Source organism: Bradyrhizobium sp. CIR48 (assembly GCF_014198315.1).
Classification (GTDB): Bacteria; Pseudomonadota; Alphaproteobacteria; order Rhizobiales; family Xanthobacteraceae; genus Bradyrhizobium.
Genome location: NZ_JACIHG010000006.1, coordinates 253,529 through 276,028, shown reverse-complemented (window position 1 = coordinate 276,028; position 22,500 = coordinate 253,529). Strand labels below are relative to the sequence as shown.

17 protein-coding genes are annotated in these 22,500 nt (G+C 64.6%); 2 read left to right on the top strand and 15 right to left on the bottom strand.

The features are described 5' to 3' along the window. Window positions 1–670 precede the first annotated feature (670 nt). From GGD66_RS20360 to GGD66_RS20300, 13 genes are all read right to left on the bottom strand, one after another. Window positions 671–1,990: a DUF3422 domain-containing protein gene (locus tag GGD66_RS20360; protein WP_183258797.1), complete on the bottom strand. Its 1,320-nt coding sequence runs from the start codon at window positions 1,988–1,990 to the stop codon at window positions 671–673. A gap of 146 nt (window positions 1,991–2,136) precedes the next feature. Continuing rightward, window positions 2,137–4,449: a TonB-dependent receptor gene (locus GGD66_RS20355; RefSeq protein ID WP_183258796.1), complete on the bottom strand. Its 2,313-nt coding sequence runs from the start codon at window positions 4,447–4,449 to the stop codon at window positions 2,137–2,139. Continuing rightward, window positions 4,430–5,509: a HoxN/HupN/NixA family nickel/cobalt transporter gene (locus GGD66_RS20350; protein WP_183258795.1), complete on the bottom strand. Its 1,080-nt coding sequence runs from the start codon at window positions 5,507–5,509 to the stop codon at window positions 4,430–4,432. The genes GGD66_RS20355 and GGD66_RS20350 overlap by 20 nt, the downstream gene beginning before the upstream one ends. A 201-nt stretch (window positions 5,510–5,710) precedes the next feature. Then, the gene (locus GGD66_RS20345) at window positions 5,711–7,636 is read right to left on the bottom strand and encodes a TonB-dependent siderophore receptor (RefSeq protein WP_246788927.1); all 1,926 of its coding nucleotides are present in this window, start codon (window positions 7,634–7,636) and stop codon (window positions 5,711–5,713) included. A 953-nt stretch (window positions 7,637–8,589) separates the two neighbouring features. Further along, on the bottom strand, window positions 8,590–10,089 hold the full coding sequence (locus GGD66_RS20340) for a tripartite tricarboxylate transporter permease (RefSeq protein WP_183258793.1): 1,500 nt from the start codon (window positions 10,087–10,089) through the stop codon (window positions 8,590–8,592). A gap of 12 nt (window positions 10,090–10,101) precedes the next feature. Next, entirely contained in the window at window positions 10,102–10,569 is a 468-nt protein-coding gene (locus GGD66_RS20335) for a tripartite tricarboxylate transporter TctB family protein (RefSeq protein ID WP_092256024.1), read from the bottom strand. Continuing rightward, on the bottom strand, window positions 10,566–11,372 hold the full coding sequence (locus GGD66_RS20330) for a carboxymuconolactone decarboxylase family protein (RefSeq protein WP_183258792.1): 807 nt from the start codon (window positions 11,370–11,372) through the stop codon (window positions 10,566–10,568). The genes GGD66_RS20335 and GGD66_RS20330 overlap by 4 nt, the downstream gene beginning before the upstream one ends. A 13-nt stretch (window positions 11,373–11,385) precedes the next feature. Beyond that, a complete protein-coding gene (locus GGD66_RS20325; protein ID WP_026201585.1) occupies window positions 11,386–12,159 on the bottom strand; it encodes an SDR family NAD(P)-dependent oxidoreductase in 774 nt (257 codons plus the stop codon). Window positions 12,160–12,170: 11 nt separating this feature from the next. Continuing rightward, the gene (locus GGD66_RS20320; RefSeq protein WP_183258920.1) at window positions 12,171–13,199 is read right to left on the bottom strand and encodes an acyl-CoA dehydrogenase family protein; all 1,029 of its coding nucleotides are present in this window, start codon (window positions 13,197–13,199) and stop codon (window positions 12,171–12,173) included. Next, window positions 13,199–14,410: an acyl-CoA dehydrogenase gene (locus tag GGD66_RS20315; RefSeq protein WP_183258791.1), complete on the bottom strand. Its 1,212-nt coding sequence runs from the start codon at window positions 14,408–14,410 to the stop codon at window positions 13,199–13,201. The genes GGD66_RS20320 and GGD66_RS20315 overlap by 1 nt, the downstream gene beginning before the upstream one ends. Window positions 14,411–14,467: 57 nt before the next feature. Beyond that, window positions 14,468–15,685: an ABC transporter substrate-binding protein gene (locus tag GGD66_RS20310; RefSeq protein ID WP_312014151.1), complete on the bottom strand. Its 1,218-nt coding sequence runs from the start codon at window positions 15,683–15,685 to the stop codon at window positions 14,468–14,470. Between the two features lie 63 nt (window positions 15,686–15,748). Continuing rightward, on the bottom strand, window positions 15,749–17,875 hold the full coding sequence (locus GGD66_RS20305) for an acetate--CoA ligase family protein (RefSeq protein ID WP_183258790.1): 2,127 nt from the start codon (window positions 17,873–17,875) through the stop codon (window positions 15,749–15,751). Between the two features lies 1 nt (window position 17,876). After that, entirely contained in the window at window positions 17,877–18,647 is a 771-nt protein-coding gene (locus GGD66_RS20300) for an enoyl-CoA hydratase/isomerase family protein (protein WP_092256041.1), read from the bottom strand. Window positions 18,648–18,835: 188 nt separating this feature from the next. Between GGD66_RS20300 and GGD66_RS20295 the strand changes: the two genes are divergently transcribed. Further along, a complete protein-coding gene (locus GGD66_RS20295; protein ID WP_183258789.1) occupies window positions 18,836–19,816 on the top strand; it encodes a tripartite tricarboxylate transporter substrate binding protein in 981 nt (326 codons plus the stop codon). Between the two features lie 21 nt (window positions 19,817–19,837). Here GGD66_RS20295 and GGD66_RS20290 read toward each other — a convergent pair whose 3' ends face one another. After that, entirely contained in the window at window positions 19,838–20,524 is a 687-nt protein-coding gene (locus tag GGD66_RS20290; RefSeq protein WP_026201583.1) for a TetR/AcrR family transcriptional regulator, read from the bottom strand. A 108-nt stretch (window positions 20,525–20,632) separates the two neighbouring features. Between GGD66_RS20290 and GGD66_RS20285 the strand changes: the two genes are divergently transcribed. Next, window positions 20,633–21,517 (top strand): SMP-30/gluconolactonase/LRE family protein, encoded by an 885-nt coding sequence (locus tag GGD66_RS20285; RefSeq protein ID WP_183258788.1) that lies wholly within the window; start codon window positions 20,633–20,635, stop codon window positions 21,515–21,517. Window positions 21,518–21,529: 12 nt separating this feature from the next. Here GGD66_RS20285 and GGD66_RS20280 read toward each other — a convergent pair whose 3' ends face one another. Further along, window positions 21,530–22,444 carry a LysR family transcriptional regulator gene (locus tag GGD66_RS20280; protein WP_183258787.1) on the bottom strand — a complete coding sequence of 305 codons (915 nt, stop codon included), beginning with the start codon at window positions 22,442–22,444 and terminating at the stop codon, window positions 21,530–21,532. Window positions 22,445–22,500 lie beyond the last annotated feature (56 nt).

Sequence of the window (22,500 nt, the reverse complement as noted above, 5' to 3'; positions counted from 1 at the left end):
CTCTAAGGCCAAGAGGGCGCAGGGAAGGCCGGGTGCTGGCGCGCACCCGCGGTCCGCTGCGCGAAATGCACACGCAGGAAGAACCGCACAGCAGCATACAGGTGGTGCCGATCACTCGGCCTTCCCTGCGCAGTGGCTGGACGGCTTATGCCGTGATCTCCCGGGAGCCGACCATTCCTTCTGGCCTCCCTCGCCCCGCGAATTTGGATGATGCAGTCTGCCCGGTTGGGCTCGCTCGCACCTTCGCAAGGACTTGACCGTGGCAACGACGGCCTGGACCACACGGTTTTGCCGTACGCGCGTTCGCTGGTCACCACATTATCTCCCGGCCTTGTCGACGTTGCCGAAAGAATGGGGCGAGACGAACTGAACAGCGCCGCTCATCCGCACGAAGCCTCGGGCTCACAGGGACTACCCGCCCTGCCCGCGCCTCTCGTGCCGACGCTGCCGCGTCCACCGCAAGCCCGGCTCGCGACAGTGACGACACATAGTCGCCCCTCTTGGGTGAGCCGGGATGCGCGACACATACGCCGAAACCGAATTTCGGTAAAGTGGAATATTTTTAGCGAAGCGGATTGACAGCGGGCGACACAGGCTCGGCCCCGGAGCCCGGATGAGCGTAGCGACATCCCGGATCGGCGCGGGAGCGCAAGGGCTCTCGTTTGCGCCCTCAGTCGTGAGCGCCGGACATTTCGTCGTGCTTCAAGTGCCGCCTGCGGATATTGCGGGTGACGATCCAGACCACCGCCACGGCGACCGGCACGAAGATCGCGGTTGCAAGCGAAGGCTCGACATGCAGGCCGCCGTCATGGGCACCCTTGGCGAGGTAGCCGAACAGGCTGACGACGTAATAGCCGATGGCCGCCACCGACAAGCCTTCGACCGTGCTCTGTAGCCTCAATTGCAATCGGGTGCGCTCATCCATCGAGCGCAGCAGATCGCGATTCTGCTCCTCGAGCTCGACATCGACGCGTGTGCGCAACAGATCGGCCGCGCGCGCGAGCTTGATCGACAGATCGGCCTGCCGGTCCTCCATCGTCGCGCAGGTGCGCATCGCAGGTGCCATGCGGCGGGCGAGGAAGGAGGACCAGGTCGGATAGCCCGCGATCTCGCCGCCTTCGATCACGGCGAGGCGCGCCTGCACGATGTCGTTGTAGGCGCGGCTGGCGCCGAACCGAAACGAGCTGCCGGCAGCTCCCCTTTCCAGCGAAGCCGCCAGTGCGGTCAGTTCCGTCAGGAGATGATTGTTGAGCTTGAGATCCTCGGCGCCCTGCATCTCCTCGAGCACTTCGACGAGCCGCCTACCGATATGATCGACAGTCGGCGCAAGCTCGAGCGCGGCGGGCAGACCGAGCAGCGCCAGCGTGCGATAGGTCTCGATCTCCAGCACACGCTGCACGAGGGCACCGAGCCGGCCGGGCGAGAGGCCGTCGTTGCAGACGAGAATGCGGACGAAGCCCTGATCGTCCGTGCGAAAGTCGGATGCGACGACGGCAGGTCCGCTGCGGACCGCGGCAATGGCGAGACTGCCTCTCTCGAACAGCTGCTGCGCACGCTCCAGCGCCGCCGAAGTCTGCTCGACCTCGAGCTTGACGGCGACCAGCAATTGGCCGGATTGGCGCAGAGACCGGATCAACGCGGCCGACTCTTCACCGATCTCGCCGAACCGGCGCGCGGGCGTCTGCGGGCTGCTCAGGATCCAGGTGAAGGTGCTGAACTCCGAGTGTTGCTCCCAGCGGAGCTGGGTGTCACCGATCATCACCTGATGATGCTTGGTTCCGGCGTCCGGCGGCGCCTGGCCGTGCGACATGCAGAATGCCACGAAGCTCTGCCGGTCCGCCTCAGCGACCTCGCCCTGGCCGAGAAAGGCAAAGCGCAGCACCGTGACCGGCGCTGTCAGCCTGGTGAATGGGCGGGCATGCACCTCGGCCAGCACCGCACCACGCTGCGGGTGCAGTTCGAAGTCGGCGAGATCGAGGTCACGGTTCATCGACGGTCCCCCTGCTGGGCTTTCAGGCCGCGACGTGTCGCCAACCTCGCCGTTCACTACCACAACACACCTCGCCTGCAACGCATCGCTCGTTGCGGGACCATTTTTTCGCGCGGAGACTCTCGCGGCCCATGGCCTGCCGCGACCTAGAACGTCCCGGCGATGGTAAGACGGAACGTCAACGGCTCCACGGGGTGCAGCACGTAGTCCATCACGCCGTTCTGACAGACTGAAGTTGGCGCAGTGCCCGATATGCAGAGGTTGTAAAGCGTATCGGTCTTGAGCAGCGAGCCATAGGCATAGCTGATCTGGTTCGCCCTCGTGTTGAAGAGGTTCAGCACGTCGAGCTGAAGGTGCCAGCCATTGTCGATGCGATAGCCAAGGCGGCCGTTGAAAATGCTGGTCGCAGAGGAACGGAATGCGTTGTCCTCCGTCAGCGGGCTCGACGCCAGATAGCGCCAGCGCAAGGTTCCGAACCAGCCGGTCCTCTCGCCCAGCGTGACGCCTGCCGATGCCACCATCGCCGGCGCGTTCGGAATGTAGTTGCCGGGCGCGTTACCGATCTGCGCCTCGGGATAGCCGGCGAGCGAGGCATAGACGTCCGCCTGCTCGCTGTCATAGCCGCGGAAGCGTGCATGAGTCATTGCGAGATCGGCATCGATGTCGATCCAGGATCTGGGCCGGTAGTGGTTGGTCCATTCGAAGCCGTAGCGGCGGCTGGCGCGGGTTGCCGACGTGTCCCCGGCATCGCCGGAGAACAGGATCTCGGAATCCTGATCCAGCATGAAGACGCTGAGCGAGGTGTCGAGGCCGGGAACGATCCTGCTGCGCACGCCGACCTCTGCACCCCTGGTGCGCACCAGGAGCGGCGATGGCGTCAGCCTCGTCGCGGGATCGCTGGGATCCTCCGTCGTGGTCGCGCCGCGGGCGTCGTTGGAGTGCATGCCGTAGCCGACGCCGAAGAAGAATTCGGTCTGGTTGAACGGGCCGAGCACCATCCTGAATTTCGGGCTGCCGAGCGCGGCGTCGGTGCGGCCGGAATTGTTGGCATTGAACCGCGACGTGACGTCGGCGGCATAATAGTCGCCGCGCCATCCCACCGTCGTCCTGAGCCAATCGGTCCATCTCACTGTGTTTTCGGCATATACGCCGACGCTGCCCTCGCCGACCTTGTCGCTGCGAATGTTGGCGAGGAAGCCGCGCTGGAAGGTGTTGGTGAGCGCGAGATCGATCGCATCATAGCGCGACTGCAGGCCAAAGCTGGTCTGCATCGGCAAGCCCGCCAACGAGCCGTTCAGCGTGCGCGAGATGTTGGCGCCCGCCATCAGGCGATCGTCGTGCTGGTGGAACTGGTCGCCGAGCACGGGATCGCTGAGGAAGTAGGTGAAATTGTTGAAGAGGTCGAGCTGGCTCTTCACGACATAGGCGTTGGCTTTCCAGGAGCCGAGGTCGTCGCTCTGCGCGATGCGGCCCGAGAGCGCGAAACGGTTGGTGTTGCCGCCGTCGCTTGGATCTTCCGAGCCGAAGCGATCGAGAAAGCCGGATGCGATCGCGCGCTGCGGGACCTGGTCCGTCGAATTCCATTTGTTGGCGTAGGCCATGCCGGTGACGGAGACGCCGTCGGTCGCGGTGCCCTGGCTGTAGCGCACGAGGCCGTTGAGCTTTCGCACATTGTCCGGGTTGTCCCACGGGCCGTTGTAGGTCCCGATCTCGCCGACCACGAGCAAGGAGCCGTCACCGACCTTCGCGGAGTCCATGCCGAGCAGGCGGCGATAGCCGAAGCTGCCGGCGGTCAGCTGCGCTATTCCCCTGGTGCGGTCGATCAGACCGATATGGACGCTGCCGGCCGAAGCGAAATCGCCTTCGTCGGCGAAGTACGGCCCCTTGCGCGCGTCCACTGCGGCGATGGTTTCCGGGATTAGCCAGTTGAGATCGGCATAGCCCTGGCCGTGCGCGTGGGTGCGCATGTTCACGGGGACGCCGTCGACAGTGATGGCAAGGTCGGTACCGTGGTCGAGATTATAGCCGCGCAGGAAATACTGGTTGGCTTTGCCCTCGCCGGAATGCTGCGTCACGATGAGACCCGGCACGGCTTCGAGCGCTTCGCCCGGCCGCGTGAAAGGGCGTGCATTGATCTCCTCGCCCGAGACGGAGATCTCGCTGGCCATGCCAAGCTGAACCTTTGCACCCGAGGCGACGCTGCGCACATCCGACGCTTGCGCCGCTGCCGGATACGCGGGGATGCGGTGGTCGGCCGGGGACGGCTTGCCGGCCCGGCGCGATGCGACCGGCTTCTTGCGCCCCGCCGTCTCGCCGCCGCCGACCTGGATTGCCGGCAGCTCGCGTGAGGTGCTCTCGCCCTGCGCCAAAGCGCGGCCATCATCCGCGAGCAGCACCAGGACCGAGAGTGTCGTCAGCGCGCCGCCGCCACGAAAGGGCTCATGCCGCTTCGGTTGCATCGGCGCATGCCAGAGCTTTCGTCGCGGCCCGGTGCCGGCCGTCCGCAAAGATGCGGCGATAGAGCACGACCGAGACGAGCCAGGCGATTGCAAACAGCGCGATCACGGCAAAGCCGACATTGGCGAGCGACTCGTTGAGGCCCTCGACCAGCGTCCACATCCCTCCGGACAAGTCGAGCCGGTCGGCGATCAGCCCGAGCGCCTCGATACCGCCGATGAACAGCGCGACCGCCACGGAGGCGCCGGTGATCGTGAGGTTGTACCAGAGCTTTCGCAAGGGATCGACGAAGGCCCATCGATAGGCGCTCACCATCAGCGCGGAGTCGGCGGTGTCGACCAGCGCCATGCCCGACGCGAACAGTGCAGGGAAAACCAGCACGTCGGCGACCGACGCGCCGCGCGCGGCTTCGGTTGCTGAGATGCTGAGCAGGCCGATCTCGGTCGCCGTGTCGAATCCCAGCCCGAACAGGAAGCCGAGCGGATACATGTGCCAGGGTTTCGTGACCAGGCGGAACAGCGGTCCGAGCAGTCGCGCGAGGAAGCCGCGGTTGGCGAGCAGCGTCTCAAGACCTTCGGCGTCGTGAACGCCCTGCTCCCGCGCCGCACGAAACGTCCGCCACAGGCCGGCGAAGATGACGAGATTGATGGCCGCGATCACGAGCAGGAACAGCGCCGACACCGACGTTCCGATGAGGCCGCCGATCTCCTTGAGCAGACTATCGCCGCCAAGGCTCACCACGCCGAGCGCGAGCAATATGGTCGCGACCACGACGACGGTGGAATGGCCGAGCGCAAAATAGAGGCCGACGCTACGCGGCGCGCCACCCGTCTGCATCAGCTTGCGCACGACGTTGTCGATGGCGGCGATGTGGTCGGCATCGACGGCGTGGCGCAGACCGAACACCCAGGCCAGCAGCGCAGTCGCCAGCACCGTCGGCCGATCGCCGAACAGCGCGAAGGCCCAGGCCCATGCGGCGATGTTGGCGGCGATCAGCCCCCCGAACAGCACCACCGTTCCGGGCTCGACCACCCGCGAAGTCCGCCTCACCGCCTGCTCCATCCACCTGATCCCGCAGTATGACGTTTATCAAGAACCCTCATACTGGCAAGAGCAAGAGCCGCGCCACTTTTCGGCCTGGCGGCCGAAAGGGCTCACCGAGACGGAAGTCACCTCGTTGATTCAATGGAGACTTTTCTAGTCCGGCGCATCACGGCGCCGGAGCGGAATGCTGGGCTGCGTTTCACGCAAGCGCGTGCGCGATCACATATCCACGGTCATCGACAGGAGATATGTGCGCGGTGCTCCCAGGAAGAACGTTCCGAACGAAGCCACGCTGGACCAGTAACTCTCACCGGTCACGTTCTGGATGTTTGCGCGGAAAACCGTCTTCTTGCCGTTGATCGCGGTGGTGTAGCGAGCGCCGAGGTCGAGCCGCGTCCACTCGGGAATCGGCTGCTTGTTCGCGGCGTCGACGAACTGCCTGCCCGTGTAGATCACGGCTCCATTCACGGTGAGCCCCCTCATCCACGGGAGGTCCCACTCCGCGCCGATATTGGCCTGTATGTTCGGAACGCCGATCGGCGTGTTGCCCACATTGGCCGCGACGGCGGTCTTGGTCAGGGTGCCGTCCAGCAGCGAAACGCCTCCGAGGATACGAACATCCGGCGTGAGCTCGCCGGATACGTTGAATTCGAGCCCGCGGACCCGTTGTTCGGCTGTCGCCGCGAAGCGCCCGGCGGAGAGCTCGCCGCTCGCCTTCGATATCTCGAAAGCGCTGAAGGTGGTTGCAATCCGGCCAAAATCCACTTTGATGCCGGCCTCGTACTGCTTGGCGACGTAAGGCTGCAGCACTTCGCCGAAATTGGACGCGTTCTGAGGAGCCACGTCGCCCCGGGCGAGACCTTCAACGTAGTTCGCGTACAGGGAAATATTGTCCACGGGCCGGACGACGAGGCCGACCACAGGGGTGACCGCGCTCTTGTCATAGGACGACGTCAGTGTCCCGACGTTGGAGAGGTAATTGTGCGCCTCGATGCCCTGGCGCCGGACGCCCAAAGTCAACAGGACGTGCTCATCGAGCACGGACAAGGTGTCGGCAATCGAGAGCCCGGTAAGCTCGCTGTCCGAGAGCCGGGGACGGTCGCTGATCTCGTTCGCGAACTGCGTCGGCGCGACAGTGGGACTGTAGATGTTCGAGGTGACCAGACTGCCATTGGTGAGCCGCCGGTGCAGCGCGTCGTGATAGACCGAGGCCTGGAAGGCGACGGCATGGTGGACGAAGCCGGTATCGAAGCGGGCGCGAACACCGCCATCATATGTGGTTCGATCGATGCTGAGGCCGAAGTACTGGGGCGTTGAGGTCGTATTGCCGCTCGTGCTGACGATGGTCGGAAGACCGAAGAACCGCTCGACGTTGGTCTTGGAGCCGCCGACATCCGCGAACAGCGTGACCTGCTCGGTGAGATCGTACTCGGTCCGCAGCAAGGCGGACTGGTCGTTGATGCGCGACCATTCCCAGGGCTGGGTCACGTTCAGCTTGCCGTCCGGCGCCTTCGGCACCTGCAGGCCGGGAGCCATCAGAAAGGGACGTGACGGCGCGTCGAACCGATCGGTCTGGGCGATGAGATAGAGCCAGGACCTGAACCGTTCGCCTTGATAGTCGAGCGCCAGCGATCCGACACCTGTCGTCTCGGATTGGCGGTCGATGGGCGTGTCGCCGCCGCGGACGCTTCCGCTGGCGCGTACGCCCCATTCCTTGCCATCGCCGTAGCGCCTCGCAACATCCCAGTGACCGCCGAAACGTGCGGTCGAGCCGTAGCTCGCGGTCAAGCGGGTCAAATCCTCTTCCGCGCGCTTGGGCACGACATTGATGACGCCGCCAACGCCGCCATTGGGCGCCATGCCCGAGAGCGCGGCCGAGGGACCCTTGAGCACTTCGATGCGCTCGACGTAGTCCGTGAAGATCCGATATGTCGGCGCGATTCCGTAAAGGCCCTCGAAGGCGAACTCACCGTTATTGCCTTCGTTGATCGGGAAGCCGCGTATGTTGAAGGAATCGACGATACCGCCGGTCGGGTGGGAACTTCGCACGGAGGGATCGAGGATCAGGGCATCCGCACCCGTTGCCGCCTGCTGATCCCGAATGAGCTTGTCCGTGTAGCTCGTCACGCTGAACGGTGACTTCATGGTGTTGGTATTTCCGAGCATCCCCAGTCGTGCGCCTTGAGCGACCTGCCCGCCGGCAAATGGCGGGACGACAGCCGGTTGCGATTGCACTGCGACCGTCGGGGCTTGCGGGGCGCGCCGTGAGGTCGATCGGACCCGCGCGTCGTTTCGCCTGGTTGGCGCACGGCGAACCGACTGTTGCGTCGGGGCTTCGACAGTCACGGGCGGAAGGGAATTACCGCCCTGGGACGTTTGGGATTGAGCAGGCGATTCGAACCACGTCAACCACGCCACACCACCCAGCAGCGCCGCACCGAAGCGAGCTACCGTCTTATCCCCACCCGCACGTCGCATTCCAGAAAGTCCTTCATCAATAGTGCGCAGCCCGCCGTGAAGCGGCTTCCGCGTCTGGCCAGCAACGACCATGGATCGAAGAGCAGCTCTTCGTATCCGAGCTCGGCCGGCATGCATGGCCCGTCAATCAGTTGCTCTGCAGACGCGCACGCGCGTTTGCTGCCTTCGTCTTGGCGGCAACATTCGAATGTCAGCGATCTGCATCGCCTCTTTAAAAAGACGCCATTGTGACGGCAACGCAAATGCGTGCGCGCGACTTAGAATGCCTCGATCATCGCCAACCGGGAGGAGAATGTCTGGAACGATTCAAATGCGCTTTCGATGATTGCAGATCGGTGCGGTCAAAATGCCGCAGGAAGATTCGCCGGGAGTGCGGTCGTCAGGAATGCTTCGGCGCCATCACTTCGTTGCTGTGGCCTTTATTGCGACGACATCTGCCGCTGACGCGCTCGATCTCAGCGAGATCATGATCCGGCTGATGGTGGCTGCAATGCCGATACGTCTGGGGTCGCGACAGGACTGACGGGGCTGCTCAGGTCGGCGAAAATTGCCGAGCGTTGCGACATTCTGGTTGTGAGACGCGCGATGTTGAGCTGGTGGATCCGGCTGGTGCCCTCATCTCATTCCTGCAGCGCCTCCTCGCGCCGCGCCCGGATCGTGGGTAGCATGATCAGGATAATCGCGATGGCGGCCGCGGCCAGGAGGCTCGCCGAGAGCGGCGATGTGAGCAGCACGGTGACGTCGCCGCGCGACAGCACCATGGCACGGCGAAAATTCTCCTCGATGGCAGGGCCCAGAGCCAGCCCCAGCAGCAGCGGCGCCGCCGGCAATTGCAGCTTGATCAGGACGTAGCCGAACACGCAGAACATTGCGGCCTCGTAGACCTCGAATGTTCCGCTGTTGATGGAATAGACGCCGATCGAACAGAACACCATGATCGCCGGAAACAGATATCGGTAAGGAATGATGAGCAGCTTCACCCACAGCCCGACGAGCGGAAGATTGAGGATCAGCAGCATCAGATTGCCGACCCACATCGAGACGATGAGGCCCCAGAACAGGGTCGGGTTCTTCGTCATCACCTCCGGGCCCGGGTGGATGTTGTGGATGTTCATGGCGCCGACCATCAGGGCCATCACGACGTTGGAGGGAACGCCGAGCGTCAGCAGTGGAATGAACGAGGTCTGCGCGCCTGCGTTATTCGCCGATTCAGGCCCTGCAACGCCTTCGATGGCTCCTTTGCCGAACTGCTGGGGATGCCGCGACAGCTTCTTCTCGAGCGTATAGGACGCAAAGGACGAGAGCACCGCACCGCCGCCGGGCAGGACGCCCAGCAACGTGCCCAGGGCCGTACCGCGCAGCATCGCCGGCACCATGCGGCGGAAGTCGTCGCGGGTCGGAAACAGATTGGTGATCTTCTGGGTGACCAGCGACAGCTTGTCGTCCTGCTCGAGATTCTTGACGATCTCGGCAAAGCCGAAGATGCCCATCGCCAACGGCACGAAATCGAGACCGTCGAACAGCTGGGGAATGCCGAAAGCAAAGCGCTGGCTGCCGCTGTTCAAATCGGTGCCGACGAGGCTGAGGAGCATGCCGAGCACGACCATGCCGATGCCCTCGATAAACGGGCCGCTCGACAGCACCGAGGCGAGGATCAGCCCCAGGATCATGAGCGCGAAGAATTCCTTTGGGCCAAACAGCAGCGCCGTCGCGGTCAGCGGGCCTGCAAGGGCGGCCAGCGCGAGCGTGGCCACGCATCCTGCAAAAAACGAGCCGATGGCAGCGGTGGCGAGCGCGACGCCGGCGCGGCCCTGCTTCGCCATCTGGTAGCCATCGATCGTGGTCACGACGGAGGAGGATTCGCCGGGCAAATTGACGACGATGGCAGTGGTCGAGCCGCCGTACTGCGCGCCGTAATAGATTCCGGCGAGCATGATCAGCGCGGCGTCCGGCGGCAGCGCATAGGTGATCGGCAGCAACATCGCGATAGTTGCGAGCGGGCCGAGGCCGGGAAGCACGCCGATCAAGGTCCCGAGCAGACATCCGAAGAAGGCGTAGAGCAGGTTGGCGGGCTGGGCGGCGGTCGCAAAGCCGATCGCCAGATTGTGGACGAGATCCATCGATCGGCCCGTTCAGTTGAGAAGGGACGGCCAGACGGGCAGCTGCAACCCGAGACCGTAGACGAAGACGGCAAGACACAGCGCAATGAGCACCGCCGCATTCGCCAGCGCGCCTGTCCAGGTGAACTCGGAGCTGGCCCGGCTCGACACCATGATCAGCACGAACAATGCGCCGACCAGACCGAGCGGAAACAGCAAGGCTGCGAACAGGACCACGGACCCGGTCACCCAGGCGAGCCCCTTGAAATCCCATTTGCGCAGCAGCTGCCGTTCCGCGGCGGGCTTCATGGCACTGAGAATCACGACGAGGCCGATGGCAGCGAGCACGATCGCGAGCAGGCGCGGGAAATAGCCCGGCCCCATTCGCGCGACCGTGCCCGCGGGGTAGCCGAGCGCCGCCACGAAGAAGAAGATTGCAAAGGCGAGGAACAGGGCGCCGGACGCGAAGGCCCTGTGATTGCGGATCGCCAATCCCTTCATGCTCGCTCTCCCTCGCCCGGCCCTTCCCCGCTTGTGCCGGCCATCGACGAACGCTCATCGAGGGCTTCCATCAGAACCGGCATGCCGATGGCGCAGGCATGAACGCCTAGATGCGCGGTCATCTGGAGAACCTGAAGCATCTCTCGCTGGCCGATGCCGAGCCGCAGGGCCCGTTTGATCTGCACACGCAGCCCTTGCGGGTTGAGCGCCGTGAAGCAGGCGTTCAATGCGATCGAGATCAGACATTGCGACCGTTGGTCGAGGCCCTCCCCGGCCGCTCCGCCCGCGAGGAGATCGAACAAGAGGGCAAAATAGCCGGGATCGTGTCGCAGCCACTGCTCGCAGAAGTCAGGCCAATCGCCGAACCGCGCGACATAGGCATCCCGCAGCACCCTCTGCTCGTCCGAGAGCTCGCCTTGATCGACCTCCAGGCCCGCGCTTGCCAGTTCTTCCGCGAGAATGGCGACGCCGACGTTGCAGCCGTCGAGCCCCTGGGCCGTTGCGAGACGGAATACATCGACGATCTCCCGCGCCGACGCCCCCTCCTGAAGCGCGAGGCGGAGGTGCAGTGCGAGCCCTGAGCGGAACAGATGCGTCGCTGAGCCATCGAGCGCGACATAGATCAGCTCCCGCATCTTGGGCGACAGCGGCCCCTTCTCCGCGGCGTAGCCCGCATACTTGCCGTAGGTCTGAAGAAATTCGGGATCGAGGCGCAGCAGGCCTTCCGTCCAGGGCCGCCAATAGCCGCGCGCCTTGATATAGGCCTCTTTCAGCACCTGCTGTTCCGGCGTCAGACTGGACATGGCGATCGCACCGTCAGGCAATGTTGGTGAGGGTGATCCCGCCGTCGACGGTGAGCACCTGTGCCGAGATGAATCCGCTGTCGTCGCCGGCGAGGAAACAGATCGCCTTGGCGATGTCGTCGACCGTGCCGAGCCGCCCCAGCGGAGTTCGTGCGATCCGGCGCGCATCGAGCTCGGCGTTGCGGTTGCGCATGGTTCCCTCGGTCGGAATCGCCGAGGGCGCCACTGCGTTGACACGGATGTTGCGCTCCCCGAGCTCCGCCGCGGCTGCGCGTGTGATGCCCATGACGCCGGCCTTGATGCCGCTGTAGACGATGCTGTTCTTGGCCGAAAGCAGACCGGCCACCGAAGCGACGTTGACGATCGCGCCGCCACGTTCGGCATCCATGACTTCCGCGGCCGCCTGGATACCCCACATCACCGACTTGAAGCCGATATTGAGCATGCGCTCGACGGTCTCCGGCGCGATGTCGGCGACCGATTGATAACGGACCCAGGCTGCGTTGTTGACGAGGATGTCGAACCGTCCCTGCCGCTCCGCCACTCCAAGCACCGCCTGCCGCATGCCGTCGCGACTGGACACGTCCTGCGTAACGGCCAACGCCTCGCCGCCGGAGGCCTTGATCGCATCGACCGTGCCGTTCACGAATTCCGGCTTCAGATCATTGACGCCGACAATCGCGCCGCGTGAGGCCAATTTGAGCGCAGTCGCACGGCCGATGCCGTTTCCGGCACCGGTGACGAGTGCAACGCGGCCCGCGAGCGTCTGATCCCTGGTCTCGGTCATGGTCATCTCCTTCATGCTCCTGCCTCAGTGAACGGAGCAATTTCCGATACGTAACGGCGGCCAAATGCGCTGATCAGGCCGCTGGCATCGCCCTGCGCTTGCAGCGTGCGGATCCGGCGCAAATGACGATGCACCGGAATGTCCCAGGTGAAGCCCATACCGCCATGGATCTGCAGCGCGCCTTCGCTGATCGAGCTGCCATAGGTTGCCGCGGCCAGGAACGCCGCATCGCGCTGAACGGAACCACTCCCCTCGGACAGGCTTCGCGTGATCGCATGACGAATGCTCTCCAGTCCCAGCTTCTGTCGCGCCAGCGCATGACGAATGGCTTGATTGTAGGACAGAGCGTGACCGAACTGCCGGCGCGTCGACGCATGCTCCTGCGCCAGCGACAGGCAGGCCTCGGCAGATCCCAGGATGGCCGCGGCACGCAGTACTTTGGCGTCTGAGCTGAGCATATCCCACGTGTTCGCCGGCAGGATCGAATCGATGGGGATGCGGACCCTCTGGAGACGCACCGCGTGTTCCGGCACAGTCAGATCGAGACCTGCCGCGTCTTCCACCACAACGCCTTCGGCATCGATTCTGACCAAGGCCGCAGCACCTTCGCCGATCCGGGCCAACAGATAGTCGACCTTGTCCGCGCAGGGGGCTCGCGCAACCCAGCCGCTCAGCACGACAGCTTCCCCTTCCCGCTCGGCGACAGCCTCGCCCTGCCACGCGATGGACACCAACGTCTCGCCCGAGATGATCGCGGTGGCGAGATGCGGCAGCGACTGTTGGAGCAGGCGGCCGGCAAAGAGCGTCTCGAGCAGCGGAAAGCCGAGCAGTCCGGAATGGGCGGCCGCGATCACCGGCACCGCGAAGCCGAGCGGCAGGGCAAGTCCCCCGACCTCTTCGTCCGCGATGACGCCGAGCAGCCCGTCACCGGCGAGATTGCGCGCCTGCGCCCGCATCTCCTGCCCCGCACAGGCGACGACCGCACGCGTCGCGGTTGCGGCGAATTCGGCGGGCTGAAGTCCTTCACCGGCCACGATCATCACTTGCCTCGCGAGAGCTGGAGGATCCGATCGGCGATGATACCGAGCTGTATCTCGGTCGTGCCGGCATAGATCGTTTCGGCGCGGGCCTGCAGATAGATCGCCTCGAACCGCCGCCGCGCCACCTTGATCGCCGCGAGCTGCGGCAACATGGCCTGCTGGAGCAGCTCCAGGGCGAGCGCGGCAAAGCGCTGATGCGATTCGCTCCAATAGAGCTTCGCAAGGCTGCCCCGCGCGCCGATCTTGTCACCATTGACGAGCGCCTCGACGGCGGTCTCGACATGTGCTTTCAGCACCTCGATCTCGACCGCGACCTCGCCGAGCCTGACGGCGTAGTGATGATCGTCGACCATCTGCGACAGCGCGGCGTCCGCCTTGCAGGCCGAAATCAGATGGCGCAGCTCGTTCTCGAAGCGCCAGGCGCGATACATGCGGTTGGTGGCGCGCTCGATCTCCAGCACGCGGATCGCCGCGGCCCAGCCCTCATCGGGCGCGCCGATCGCATCGGTCTGGGCCACCTCGACCTCGTCGAAGAAGACCTCGCAGAAGCTCTCGCGGCCATCGATCGACTTGATGGTCCGCACCCGCACGCCCTTCGCATCGAGCGGCACCGCGAACATCGCAAGGCCGCGATGGCGGTCCTCCAGCGGTCCGGTGCGGGCGAGCACGAGACAGCGTTGAGCCCGGTATGCGCCGCTGGTCCAGATTTTCTGGCCGGTGATGCGCCAGGCGTCACCGTCCCGGGTGGCGCGGGTGCGGAGCCCCGCCAGGTCGGAGCCGGCTTCGGGCTCGGAAAAACCCTGACACCAGATGTTGCGCATGTCGAGGATCGCGGGCAAGAAACGCTGCTTCTGCTCTTCGGTCCCAACTGCGAGAATGATGGGACCGGCAAGCTCCTTGCCGATCGAGTTGACGCTTTCGGGCATCGCGAGCGCACCGATCTCCTGATTGGCGACCAGGTGCTCACGCAAGGAGCGGCCGTGCCCGCCATAGGCCTGCGGCCAGGTGATACCCGTCAGCCCGGCGCGGTACATCGCCGCCTCCCAAGCAATGGACTGCTGAAGTGTGGGCGATGCGAATGCGGCGCTGTCGCTGCGGAAACTGGCGGGCAGATTGCCTTGCAGCCAGCGGCGCATCGCGCCGCGATAGGCTTCACCCGTCAGGTTCTCCGCCGCGACGGCTTGCATCGATACCGCTTCAACCACACTCATCGCACGCTTCCTGCTTTCGCCATATCTGCCGACATGTCCCGCCCGGCTGCCAGTCCTTCACTGCGACTTGAGAAGGTCGCAGGCGCTTTCCGATGCCGGCCGCCACGCATCCTCGGGCGCGATCGTGCCCGTGATGTCGTAATAGTCGTAGGTGTATTTGGATTCCGCCGGAGCCTTGATGCGCGCGACATAGAGCGGACGCATGACCTGGCCGTCAGCCCTGATGCTGACATTCTTCATTTCGAAGTCGTTGATCGGCGTGTTCTTCATCTGCCGCATCACGGCGTCACCGTCGTCGGAACTGGCCGCGGCGACCGCCTTCAGATAATGCGTGATGGCGCTGTAGGTGGCGGCTTTGCCCTCGTTAAGAAGCTGACCATTCGTCGCCTCGGCATAGCGCTTGGCAAAGGCCCGGCTCTCCGGCGTCATGTCCCAGTAGAACGGCGTCGTCAGCCGCACGTTCTGAAGATCCTTGAGACCAATTCCATGCGTCTGGCTGATCATGAGGCCGAGCGGAACAAGCAGTTGCGATTTGGTCAGCCCGAACTCCTGCGCCTGCTTGATCGCATTGGCGAAATCCGCGCCCGAATTGGCGAGCGCAATCGCCTTGGCGCCGCTGGCCTGTGCCGTCAGCAGGAACGAGGAGAGATCCGACGAGTTGAGCGGATGCAGCACCGAGCCCACCACCTTGCCGCCGCCCGCTTCGATGAACTTGGTTGCATCCGCCTGCCAGGCCTTGCCGAAGGCATAATCCACCGTCAGGAAAAACCAGCTGTCGATCCCTTGCGCGAGCAGGGCTTTCACGGTGGCCTTCGGCTGGGCATAGGTATCAACCACCCACTGCGTGGTCATCGGCGAGCATTTGTCGTTGGTGAAGAACGAGCCCGCGGTGCCGGCCAGAAGATAAGGCTTCTTGCGGTTCTTCATGATATCCTGCACGGCCAGCGCGATCGACGACGCCGAGCAGCCGACAATGGCGTCGACACCTTCATTGTCGACCCAGCGCAGCGCGATGGCGACGCCGATATCGGGCTTGTTCTGGTCGTCAGCGATCACGAGCTCGATCTTCTTGCCATTGAGCGTTCCGCCAAAGTCGCCAACCGCGAGCTTCGCCGCGGCGACCGAGCCGAGGCCGCAATTGTCCGCATAGGGGCCGTTCTGGTCGTTCATGATGCCGATCTTGACGACGTCGCCGGAGATGCCCTGTGCGGACAGCGGCGCATTCGTGAGCAGCAAGGCAATCATGCCGAGCGCAGTGATCGTCGATCTCTTCACCGTTTCCTCCTGCTTTGACGCGCTTCCTCTGGACCGGCTTCTGCCGGTTCTCTTCGTTTAGATTCAGTGTGGGACCGGCCGCTCTCCGTGCGGGATCAGCAGCGCATCGAGCGCCACGGCCCCCTCGCCCTCCGCCCGTAGCAGCAGCGGGTTGACGTCGATCTCGGCGATCTCATCGACATGCGCGGCGGCAAAACGCGACAACGCGGCAACGGCCGAGGCCGCAGCTGCGAGGTCGGCCCGCGGCCGGCCGCGCGCGCCGTCGAGCACCGCGAACGCCTTGAGCGATTTCAGCATCGCCATGGCCTGCGTCTCGCTGACCGGCGCCATCTCTACGGCGGAGTCCTGCAGGATTTCCGCGAAGATCCCGCCGAGGCCGACCATCACCACCGGTCCGAAGACGGGATCGATGCGGCTGCCCAGGATGAGCTCGGCGACGCCCTTGGCCATTGGCGCCACGATCACACCATCAATCGTTGCATGCGGCGCGCTAGTGGCGACGCGATCGCGCATCTGGGCAAAGGCCCGCCGGACCTCGGCTTCCGAGCCCAGGCCTAAGACCACACCACCGGCCTCGGTCTTGTGCGGCAGATCGGGCGAGGCAATCTTGAGCACCACGGGATAGCCGATCTCGGTGGCGGCACGCGCCGCCGCATCGACATCCTGCACGAGACGCTCGGCAAGGACAGGAACGCCGGCCTCAGCCAGCGCGCGCTTGGCTCCGAGCTCGTGGCGGAAGGCATCGGTCGGGAGCGGCCCCGCCAGCGCGACGGCCGCGGGCGCGTCCTGCGGACGCTTCGACACCGCCTGCAATCGCACCAGCGCGGCGATGGTTGCGCAGCAGCCGTCGAAACTTTCCACCGTCGGAAAGCCCAGTGCGTGCAGCTTGGTCAGCGCATCCTCCGGACCGTCGACGCACAGGATGACGGGACGGTGCGGAAATTGCGTGCGGATGTTGCGCAGCGTGTCCATATAGATGGATCGCAGGCGCGGCAGGTGCAGCGAGAACGGCAGCGGCAGGATCACCGCATCAGCGCTCTCGTCCGCCACGACGGCGGACATGATCTTCTCCAGAAGATCCGGACGGCTCGACATCTGCGCCGTGGCGTCGACCGGGTTGCGGGCCGATGCGAACGGCACCAGCTCAATAATCTGCCGCTGCGTCTCTTGTCGGAGTTCCGGCAGGGTCAGCCCGACCGCTTGTGCCGCATCCGCGAGCAGCACGCCGAAGCCGCCCGACGCCGTGAGGATCGCGATGCCCGGCCCCTTCGGCAGCCGGTCCGGCAGCAGGATCGATGCGGCGTGGCCGAGATCGATCAGCTCGTCGATGCTGCGGACGCGCACCGCGCCGCAACGGGCAAACAGTGCGTCGAATACGGCGTCCGATCCGGCCATTGCTCCGGTGTGCGACGCCGCGGCAGCCTGCCCAGCCGCCGACGTCCCGATCTTCATCCCGATGACCGGCTTGCCGGCATCACGCGCCTCTTCCAGCGCCGAGATCAGGCGGCCGGCGTCACGGCAGGCTTCGAGGCAGCACAGGATGACCTTGGTGGCGGGATCACGCGCCATCCAGGCGATGCCGTCGGCGATGTCGATGTCGCACTCGTTGCCCGTCGTGATGAAGCGGCTGACGCCGACACCGCGCTCGCTGGCGAGCTGCATGGTGTAGCTGCCGAGATTGCCGCTCTGCGACACGATTCCGAGCGAGCCGGCAACCGGCATGCTGTGCTCGAGCACGATCGAAAACGTCGCGATGCTCTTCTCGGCGATGCTGACCGCGCCGAGGCAGTTCGGCCCCAGCAGGCGCATGCCGCCATTGCGCGCGGCGACGCGCAGCCGCTCCTGCATCGCGCGGCCCTGCTGGCCGAGCTCGGCAAAGCCGGACGAGAACACGACGACGCTGCGGACGCCACGCGCGGCGCACTGCTCCACGGCCTCGCCCGCGCGCTCCGCGTCAACCGCGATGATGGCGAGATCCGGCGCCTCCGGCACCTCGGCAACGGAAGCATAGGCCTTCAGGCCCTGCACCATCGCGGCCTTCGGGTTGACCGGATAGATGCGGCCTGCGTAGCCGTGGCGACGCAACAGATCGACCGGCCGGCCACCGATCTTTGTCGCCTCTTGCGAGGCGCCAATGATCGCGATCGAACGCGGCGACATCAGCGCGTCGAGACCTTCGCCCGGCCGCATCTCAGCGCCCCTTGAACACCGGCGCGCGCTTCTCCAGGAACGCCATCCGCGCTTCCTTGGCGTCTTCCGTCTTCGACAGCGCCATGGTGATGTTCTGCTCGAAGCGATAAGCGTCGCGCGGCGGCATCAGCTCGACCATGTTCGCCGCGTTCTTGGCGTATTCCATCGCGATCGGGCTCTTGGACGCGATCTCCCGGGCGAGCTTCATCACTTCGGGAATCAGGTTTTCCTTGGTCGTGCAGGCCTCGATGATGCCGAGGCGGTAAAGCTCGGCGGCCGGCACGCGATAGCCGGTGAAGAACATGCGGCGCATCAGGGAGCGGCCGAACAAGGTGTTCAGCATGGCCGCACCGCCGGCGAGCCCCACATTGATCTCGGGCATGCCGAACACGGCCTCTTCGCTGGCGTAGAAGATGTCGCAGGAGGCCATCAGGCCAACGCCGGCCCCTAGCGCAACGCCGTTGATGGCCGCAATGACGGGCTTTGAGCATTCGCGGATGCAATTGCCGGTCTCGCGCGTGATCCGGTTGTGGCTGTGGAACGCACCGATCTTGGTCGGATCCGGACGATCCTTCAGATCCGCGCCGCTGCAGAACACCTTTCCGGCTCCGGTCAGGATTGCGACCCTGACGTCGCTGCGCTCGGAAATCTCGTCGAACACCGCGACGATGCGGTCGCGCATCGCGCGATCGAGCGCATTCACGGGAGGCCTATTCAGCGTCACCAGCGCGATGTGGTCGGACACTTCGAGGGTGACGATATCTCCTGACATGGCTTCCTCCTGGGCTTCTGCTTGCCTGGTTTGTCTTGCTTGTTATCGCCTGACCGATCGGTCAGCTTTTCGCGGTGATAGCACCGAACGTCGCAGCTGGCAATATCCTGCCGATGTCCTATTGACCGACCGATCGGTCAGCCGATAGATTCACATGCAATCAAAGAACGACCTTGAGGAGGACTCGCATGCCCAGGATCAGCCGACGCCAGGCGGCAACTCTGATCGCCGGCGCCCTCGCCGCTCCGCTTGCCGCACCTGGCATCGTGAGAGCGCGCTCCTCTCAGACGGTTTTCATCATTGTGCCTTATGCGCCCGGCGGCTCCATCGACAGCCTGATGCGCTCGATCGCGAAGGCGATGGCGGAAAACCTGGACCAACCGGTTCTGGTCGACAACAAGCCCGGAGCCAACGGCATCGTCGGATCGCAATATGTGGCGCGCGCGCCGAAGGACGGATCGGTTCTCTTGGCCGGCGGCACCGGCCCGATTTCGCTGAACGTCCTGCTGCGCAAGAACCTGCCCTACAAGCTCGCGGACTTCGCCTCCGTCGCCATGCTCTGCAACGGCCCGCTGTCGCTGACCGTCAACGCGCGGACGCCCGTCGCCGACGTGAAGGGCTTCGTCGCCTATGCCAAAGGGCGCGACAAGCCGCTGTTCTACGCCACCCTCGGTCCGGGCAGCGTCACGCATCTGTTCGGAATCATGATGAGCAAGTCGATGGGATTTGCCGTCACCGACGTCGCCTATCGCAACAATCCGGCCTCCATCATGGAAACGCTGTCGGGAGAATGCGACCTCAATTTCGCAACGCCCGCCGCAGTCATCGAGCACGCGCGCAGCGGTCAGCTTCGCATCCTCGCGGTCTCCTCGGACAAGCGCATGGCCAGCTTCCCGGAGATCCCCACCCTGGCCGAATCCGGCTATTCCGACCTGACGGCATCGTTCTGGACCGCGCTGCACGCGCCTGCGGGCACGCCGCGCGATGCGATCGCGCGGCTGAACGCGGCGGCCAACGCCGCGATGCAGAAGCCCGAGATCGCAAAACAGCTCGAGACCGACGGCTTGATGGTCGATACCGGCGCACCGGACCGGCTCGACGCGCAGCTGACCAAGGATGCCGCGCTCTGGGGACCGGTGATCAAGGCGCAAAACATCGTGTTGGAATGAGGCCCGGCCGCCAGCCGCCGCTCAGCGCGATTTGCGCCGGCCTGTCTTGAGCGGCTCCTTGGGTGGCACCGCTCCGGGAAGCTCGACCAGCTCGCCGCTTCGTAGCCCATTGAAGATCATGTCGAAGAAGATCTCCGCGATCTGCTCGGGGGTCGCGGACTTGTTGGGGTTGTACCAGCGATGCATCCAATTGAGCGAGGACAGGATCAGCCGCCCGGTCATGGGAACGTCGACCTTGCGGATTTCGCCGGCATCGATGGCTTCCTGGATCAGGCCGCGGAGAAAATTCTCGAAACGGTCGCGGCGCGTCAGCCGCTCCTTGTGCCTGTGGCGATCGGGATCGTTCCAGAAGGCGGTCGTGGAGGCGATCCAGGCCCAACGATAGCGCCGGAAGTATTCGGCCGTGGCGACCATGAACGCGCGGATCTTCTGCGAGGGCGCCCCGTCGGGAATGCGATCGCGCACGAACAGATAGAGCTCGAGCGTCGAGCCGACCGCCACGCGCGCGTAGATCTCGTCCTTGTTGGCGAAATGGTGGTAGAGCAGCGACTTGGAGATGCCGCAGGCGAGCGCGATATCGCGCATCGACGTTCCCTCGAATCCCTTGCTGGCGAACAGCCGCCCGGCTTCGGCAAGAATCTGCAGCACGCGGTCGGAGGCCTCGGCCTGGTTCGCAACGCCGTCCTTCATCGTTGACAGTTCAGTCATGAAGCCTGCAATCCATTCGGCGGCCCGGCGCCAACCAGAGAACCCTGGAATGAAACTAGTTTTTCACAGACCGATCGGTCAAGCCCGGCGACCCCCTCGAGAGGAACCATGAGCGCAATCCGGATTATGCGCCTCGGCGCGACAAAGGACCAACTCGGCGAGAGCCCCGTATGGGATGAGCGGCGGAAGCGCTTCTTCTGGATCGACGCGCTGGCCGGATTGATCCGCATGCGCGACCTCGCCACCGGGATGGCGGACGCGTTCAGCGTGCCTGCGCCGATCGGTTCGATGGCCCTGCGAGAGGATGGCGGCGCGGTGCTGGCCATGCGCCACGGATTTGCCAGTTACGATTTCGACAAGCGCACGCTGATCGAGGGACCGTCGATCGGGCTCGACCACCCGAAGCTGCGGCTGAATGACGGAAAGGCCGATCCCCATGGTCGCTTCCTGGCAGGCACGATGCACAGTGACCGCGCCCAGGATGAGACGCCGCTGGGCGGTCTCTACCGGCTGGACGCAACAGGCGCGGTGGAGCTGCTGGAGACCGACCTTGCCGTGAGCAACGGACCGTGCTTCAGCCCGGACGGCCGGACATTCTATCTCGCCGACAGCGCAAGACGGATGATCTGGGCCTATGACTACAGGGCGGAGGGTCCCCTCGCGAACAAGCGCGTCTTCGTCAAGACGGAGGCGCAGCAGTCGGGTTGCGACGGTGGAACGATCGACTCGGAAGGCTATCTTTGGTCCGTCCTCGTGCGCATCGGCAAGATCGCGCGGTTTGCACCTGACGGGACGATGGTGCGGACGATCGACATGCCGATCCGTCACCCGACCAGCCTCACCTTCGGCGGACCCGATCTCGACGTCCTCTACGTGACATCGATCTCGCGCAGCCACGCGCTCGCCGACGATCACCCGGATGCCGGCGGCCTGTTCGCGGTCGAAGGCCTCGGCGTGCGCGGGCTGCCGGCGCACAGATTTGCTTCGGGCTAAGCGCGACCTCGATTACTGCGATCGCTTGACCTGCTTCAGTACGTTCTCCGCCATGTAGTCCACGAACACCCTGATCTTCTCCGGCAGATAGCTGCTCTGGAGAAACGTCGCGTAGATGCCTTCATCGAAGGTGGAGTTCGTCACCCGGAAGCCCGGCAGCAGGCGGATCAGACGCCCGCTCTTCAACTCCTCCGCCACGGTGTAGTCGTCCAGCAGGGCAATGCCGTGCCCGGAAACGGCGTGATCGCACAGCACCACGCCGTTGTTGCTACTGAGGGACGAAGGCACGACGATCTCGCGCAGCCGGTTCTTGCGCATGAACTTCCAGACCACGTCGTCAGGACCCATCCAGTAGGTCAGGCAATTGTGGCGGGTGATGTCCTCCGGTTCGCGCAATTTCGGCATGCGGCCGACATAGTGCGGTGAAGCCACGAGAATCCGCTCGCTCCTCAGCAGCCTTCGCTGCATGAGGCCCGCGTCCTTCGCCGCCTGGATCTGGAAGTCGACGTCGAATTCATCTTCGCGAAGCTGGGGACGCCGCTCGGACAGGCGCAGCTCCACCTTCAGCTCCGGATAGAGCTTCTGAAAGCCCGGTATCAGGGGCGAAAGCACCTTGATGCCGAACAGCGTCCGCGAGTGCACCCGCAGGGTTCCACGCGGTGCAGTCTGAAGCGCAAGCGCCGCGGCTTCGGCATCTTCGATGCCGTGCAGCACCTGCTCGGTGCGCTGGAAGAAGATCTTGCCGGCATCGGTCAATCCGAGATGGCGCGTGCTGCGGTTCAACAGCTGCACGCCGAGCTGCGCCTCGAGCTCGCCCACGTAGCGCGACACCGACGCCGGCGAAAGTCCGACGCGGCGCCCGGCCGCGGAAAAGCTGCCCTCACGGACGGCGCTGACGAACAATTCCATGGCCTGAAGGCGATTCATTCGATCTTTTCAGATTTTGCAAAGGACATGCTCAGATTACGTCAATTGTTCGAAAA

Coding starts and splice junctions, on each gene's coding strand:
- GGD66_RS20305 (WP_183258790.1), bottom strand. CDS start 17,875: ATGCGGCCGGGCGAAGGTCTCGACGCGCTGATGTCGCCGCGTTCGATC.
- GGD66_RS20350 (WP_183258795.1), bottom strand. CDS start 5,509: ATGGAGCAGGCGGTGAGGCGGACTTCGCGGGTGGTCGAGCCCGGAACG.
- GGD66_RS20345 (WP_246788927.1), bottom strand. CDS start 7,636: ATGAAGTCACCGTTCAGCGTGACGAGCTACACGGACAAGCTCATTCGG.
- GGD66_RS20300 (WP_092256041.1), bottom strand. CDS start 18,647: ATGTCAGGAGATATCGTCACCCTCGAAGTGTCCGACCACATCGCGCTG.
- GGD66_RS20295 (WP_183258789.1), top strand. CDS start 18,836: ATGCCCAGGATCAGCCGACGCCAGGCGGCAACTCTGATCGCCGGCGCC.
- GGD66_RS20355 (WP_183258796.1), bottom strand. CDS start 4,449: ATGCAACCGAAGCGGCATGAGCCCTTTCGTGGCGGCGGCGCGCTGACG.
- GGD66_RS20320 (WP_183258920.1), bottom strand. CDS start 13,199: ATGATCGTGGCCGGTGAAGGACTTCAGCCCGCCGAATTCGCCGCAACC.
- GGD66_RS20340 (WP_183258793.1), bottom strand. CDS start 10,089: ATGGATCTCGTCCACAATCTGGCGATCGGCTTTGCGACCGCCGCCCAG.
- GGD66_RS20360 (WP_183258797.1), bottom strand. CDS start 1,990: ATGAACCGTGACCTCGATCTCGCCGACTTCGAACTGCACCCGCAGCGT.
- GGD66_RS20335 (WP_092256024.1), bottom strand. CDS start 10,569: ATGAAGGGATTGGCGATCCGCAATCACAGGGCCTTCGCGTCCGGCGCC.
- GGD66_RS20315 (WP_183258791.1), bottom strand. CDS start 14,410: ATGAGTGTGGTTGAAGCGGTATCGATGCAAGCCGTCGCGGCGGAGAAC.
- GGD66_RS20330 (WP_183258792.1), bottom strand. CDS start 11,372: ATGTCCAGTCTGACGCCGGAACAGCAGGTGCTGAAAGAGGCCTATATC.
- GGD66_RS20280 (WP_183258787.1), bottom strand. CDS start 22,444: ATGAATCGCCTTCAGGCCATGGAATTGTTCGTCAGCGCCGTCCGTGAG.
- GGD66_RS20285 (WP_183258788.1), top strand. CDS start 20,633: ATGAGCGCAATCCGGATTATGCGCCTCGGCGCGACAAAGGACCAACTC.
- GGD66_RS20325 (WP_026201585.1), bottom strand. CDS start 12,159: ATGACCGAGACCAGGGATCAGACGCTCGCGGGCCGCGTTGCACTCGTC.
- GGD66_RS20290 (WP_026201583.1), bottom strand. CDS start 20,524: ATGACTGAACTGTCAACGATGAAGGACGGCGTTGCGAACCAGGCCGAG.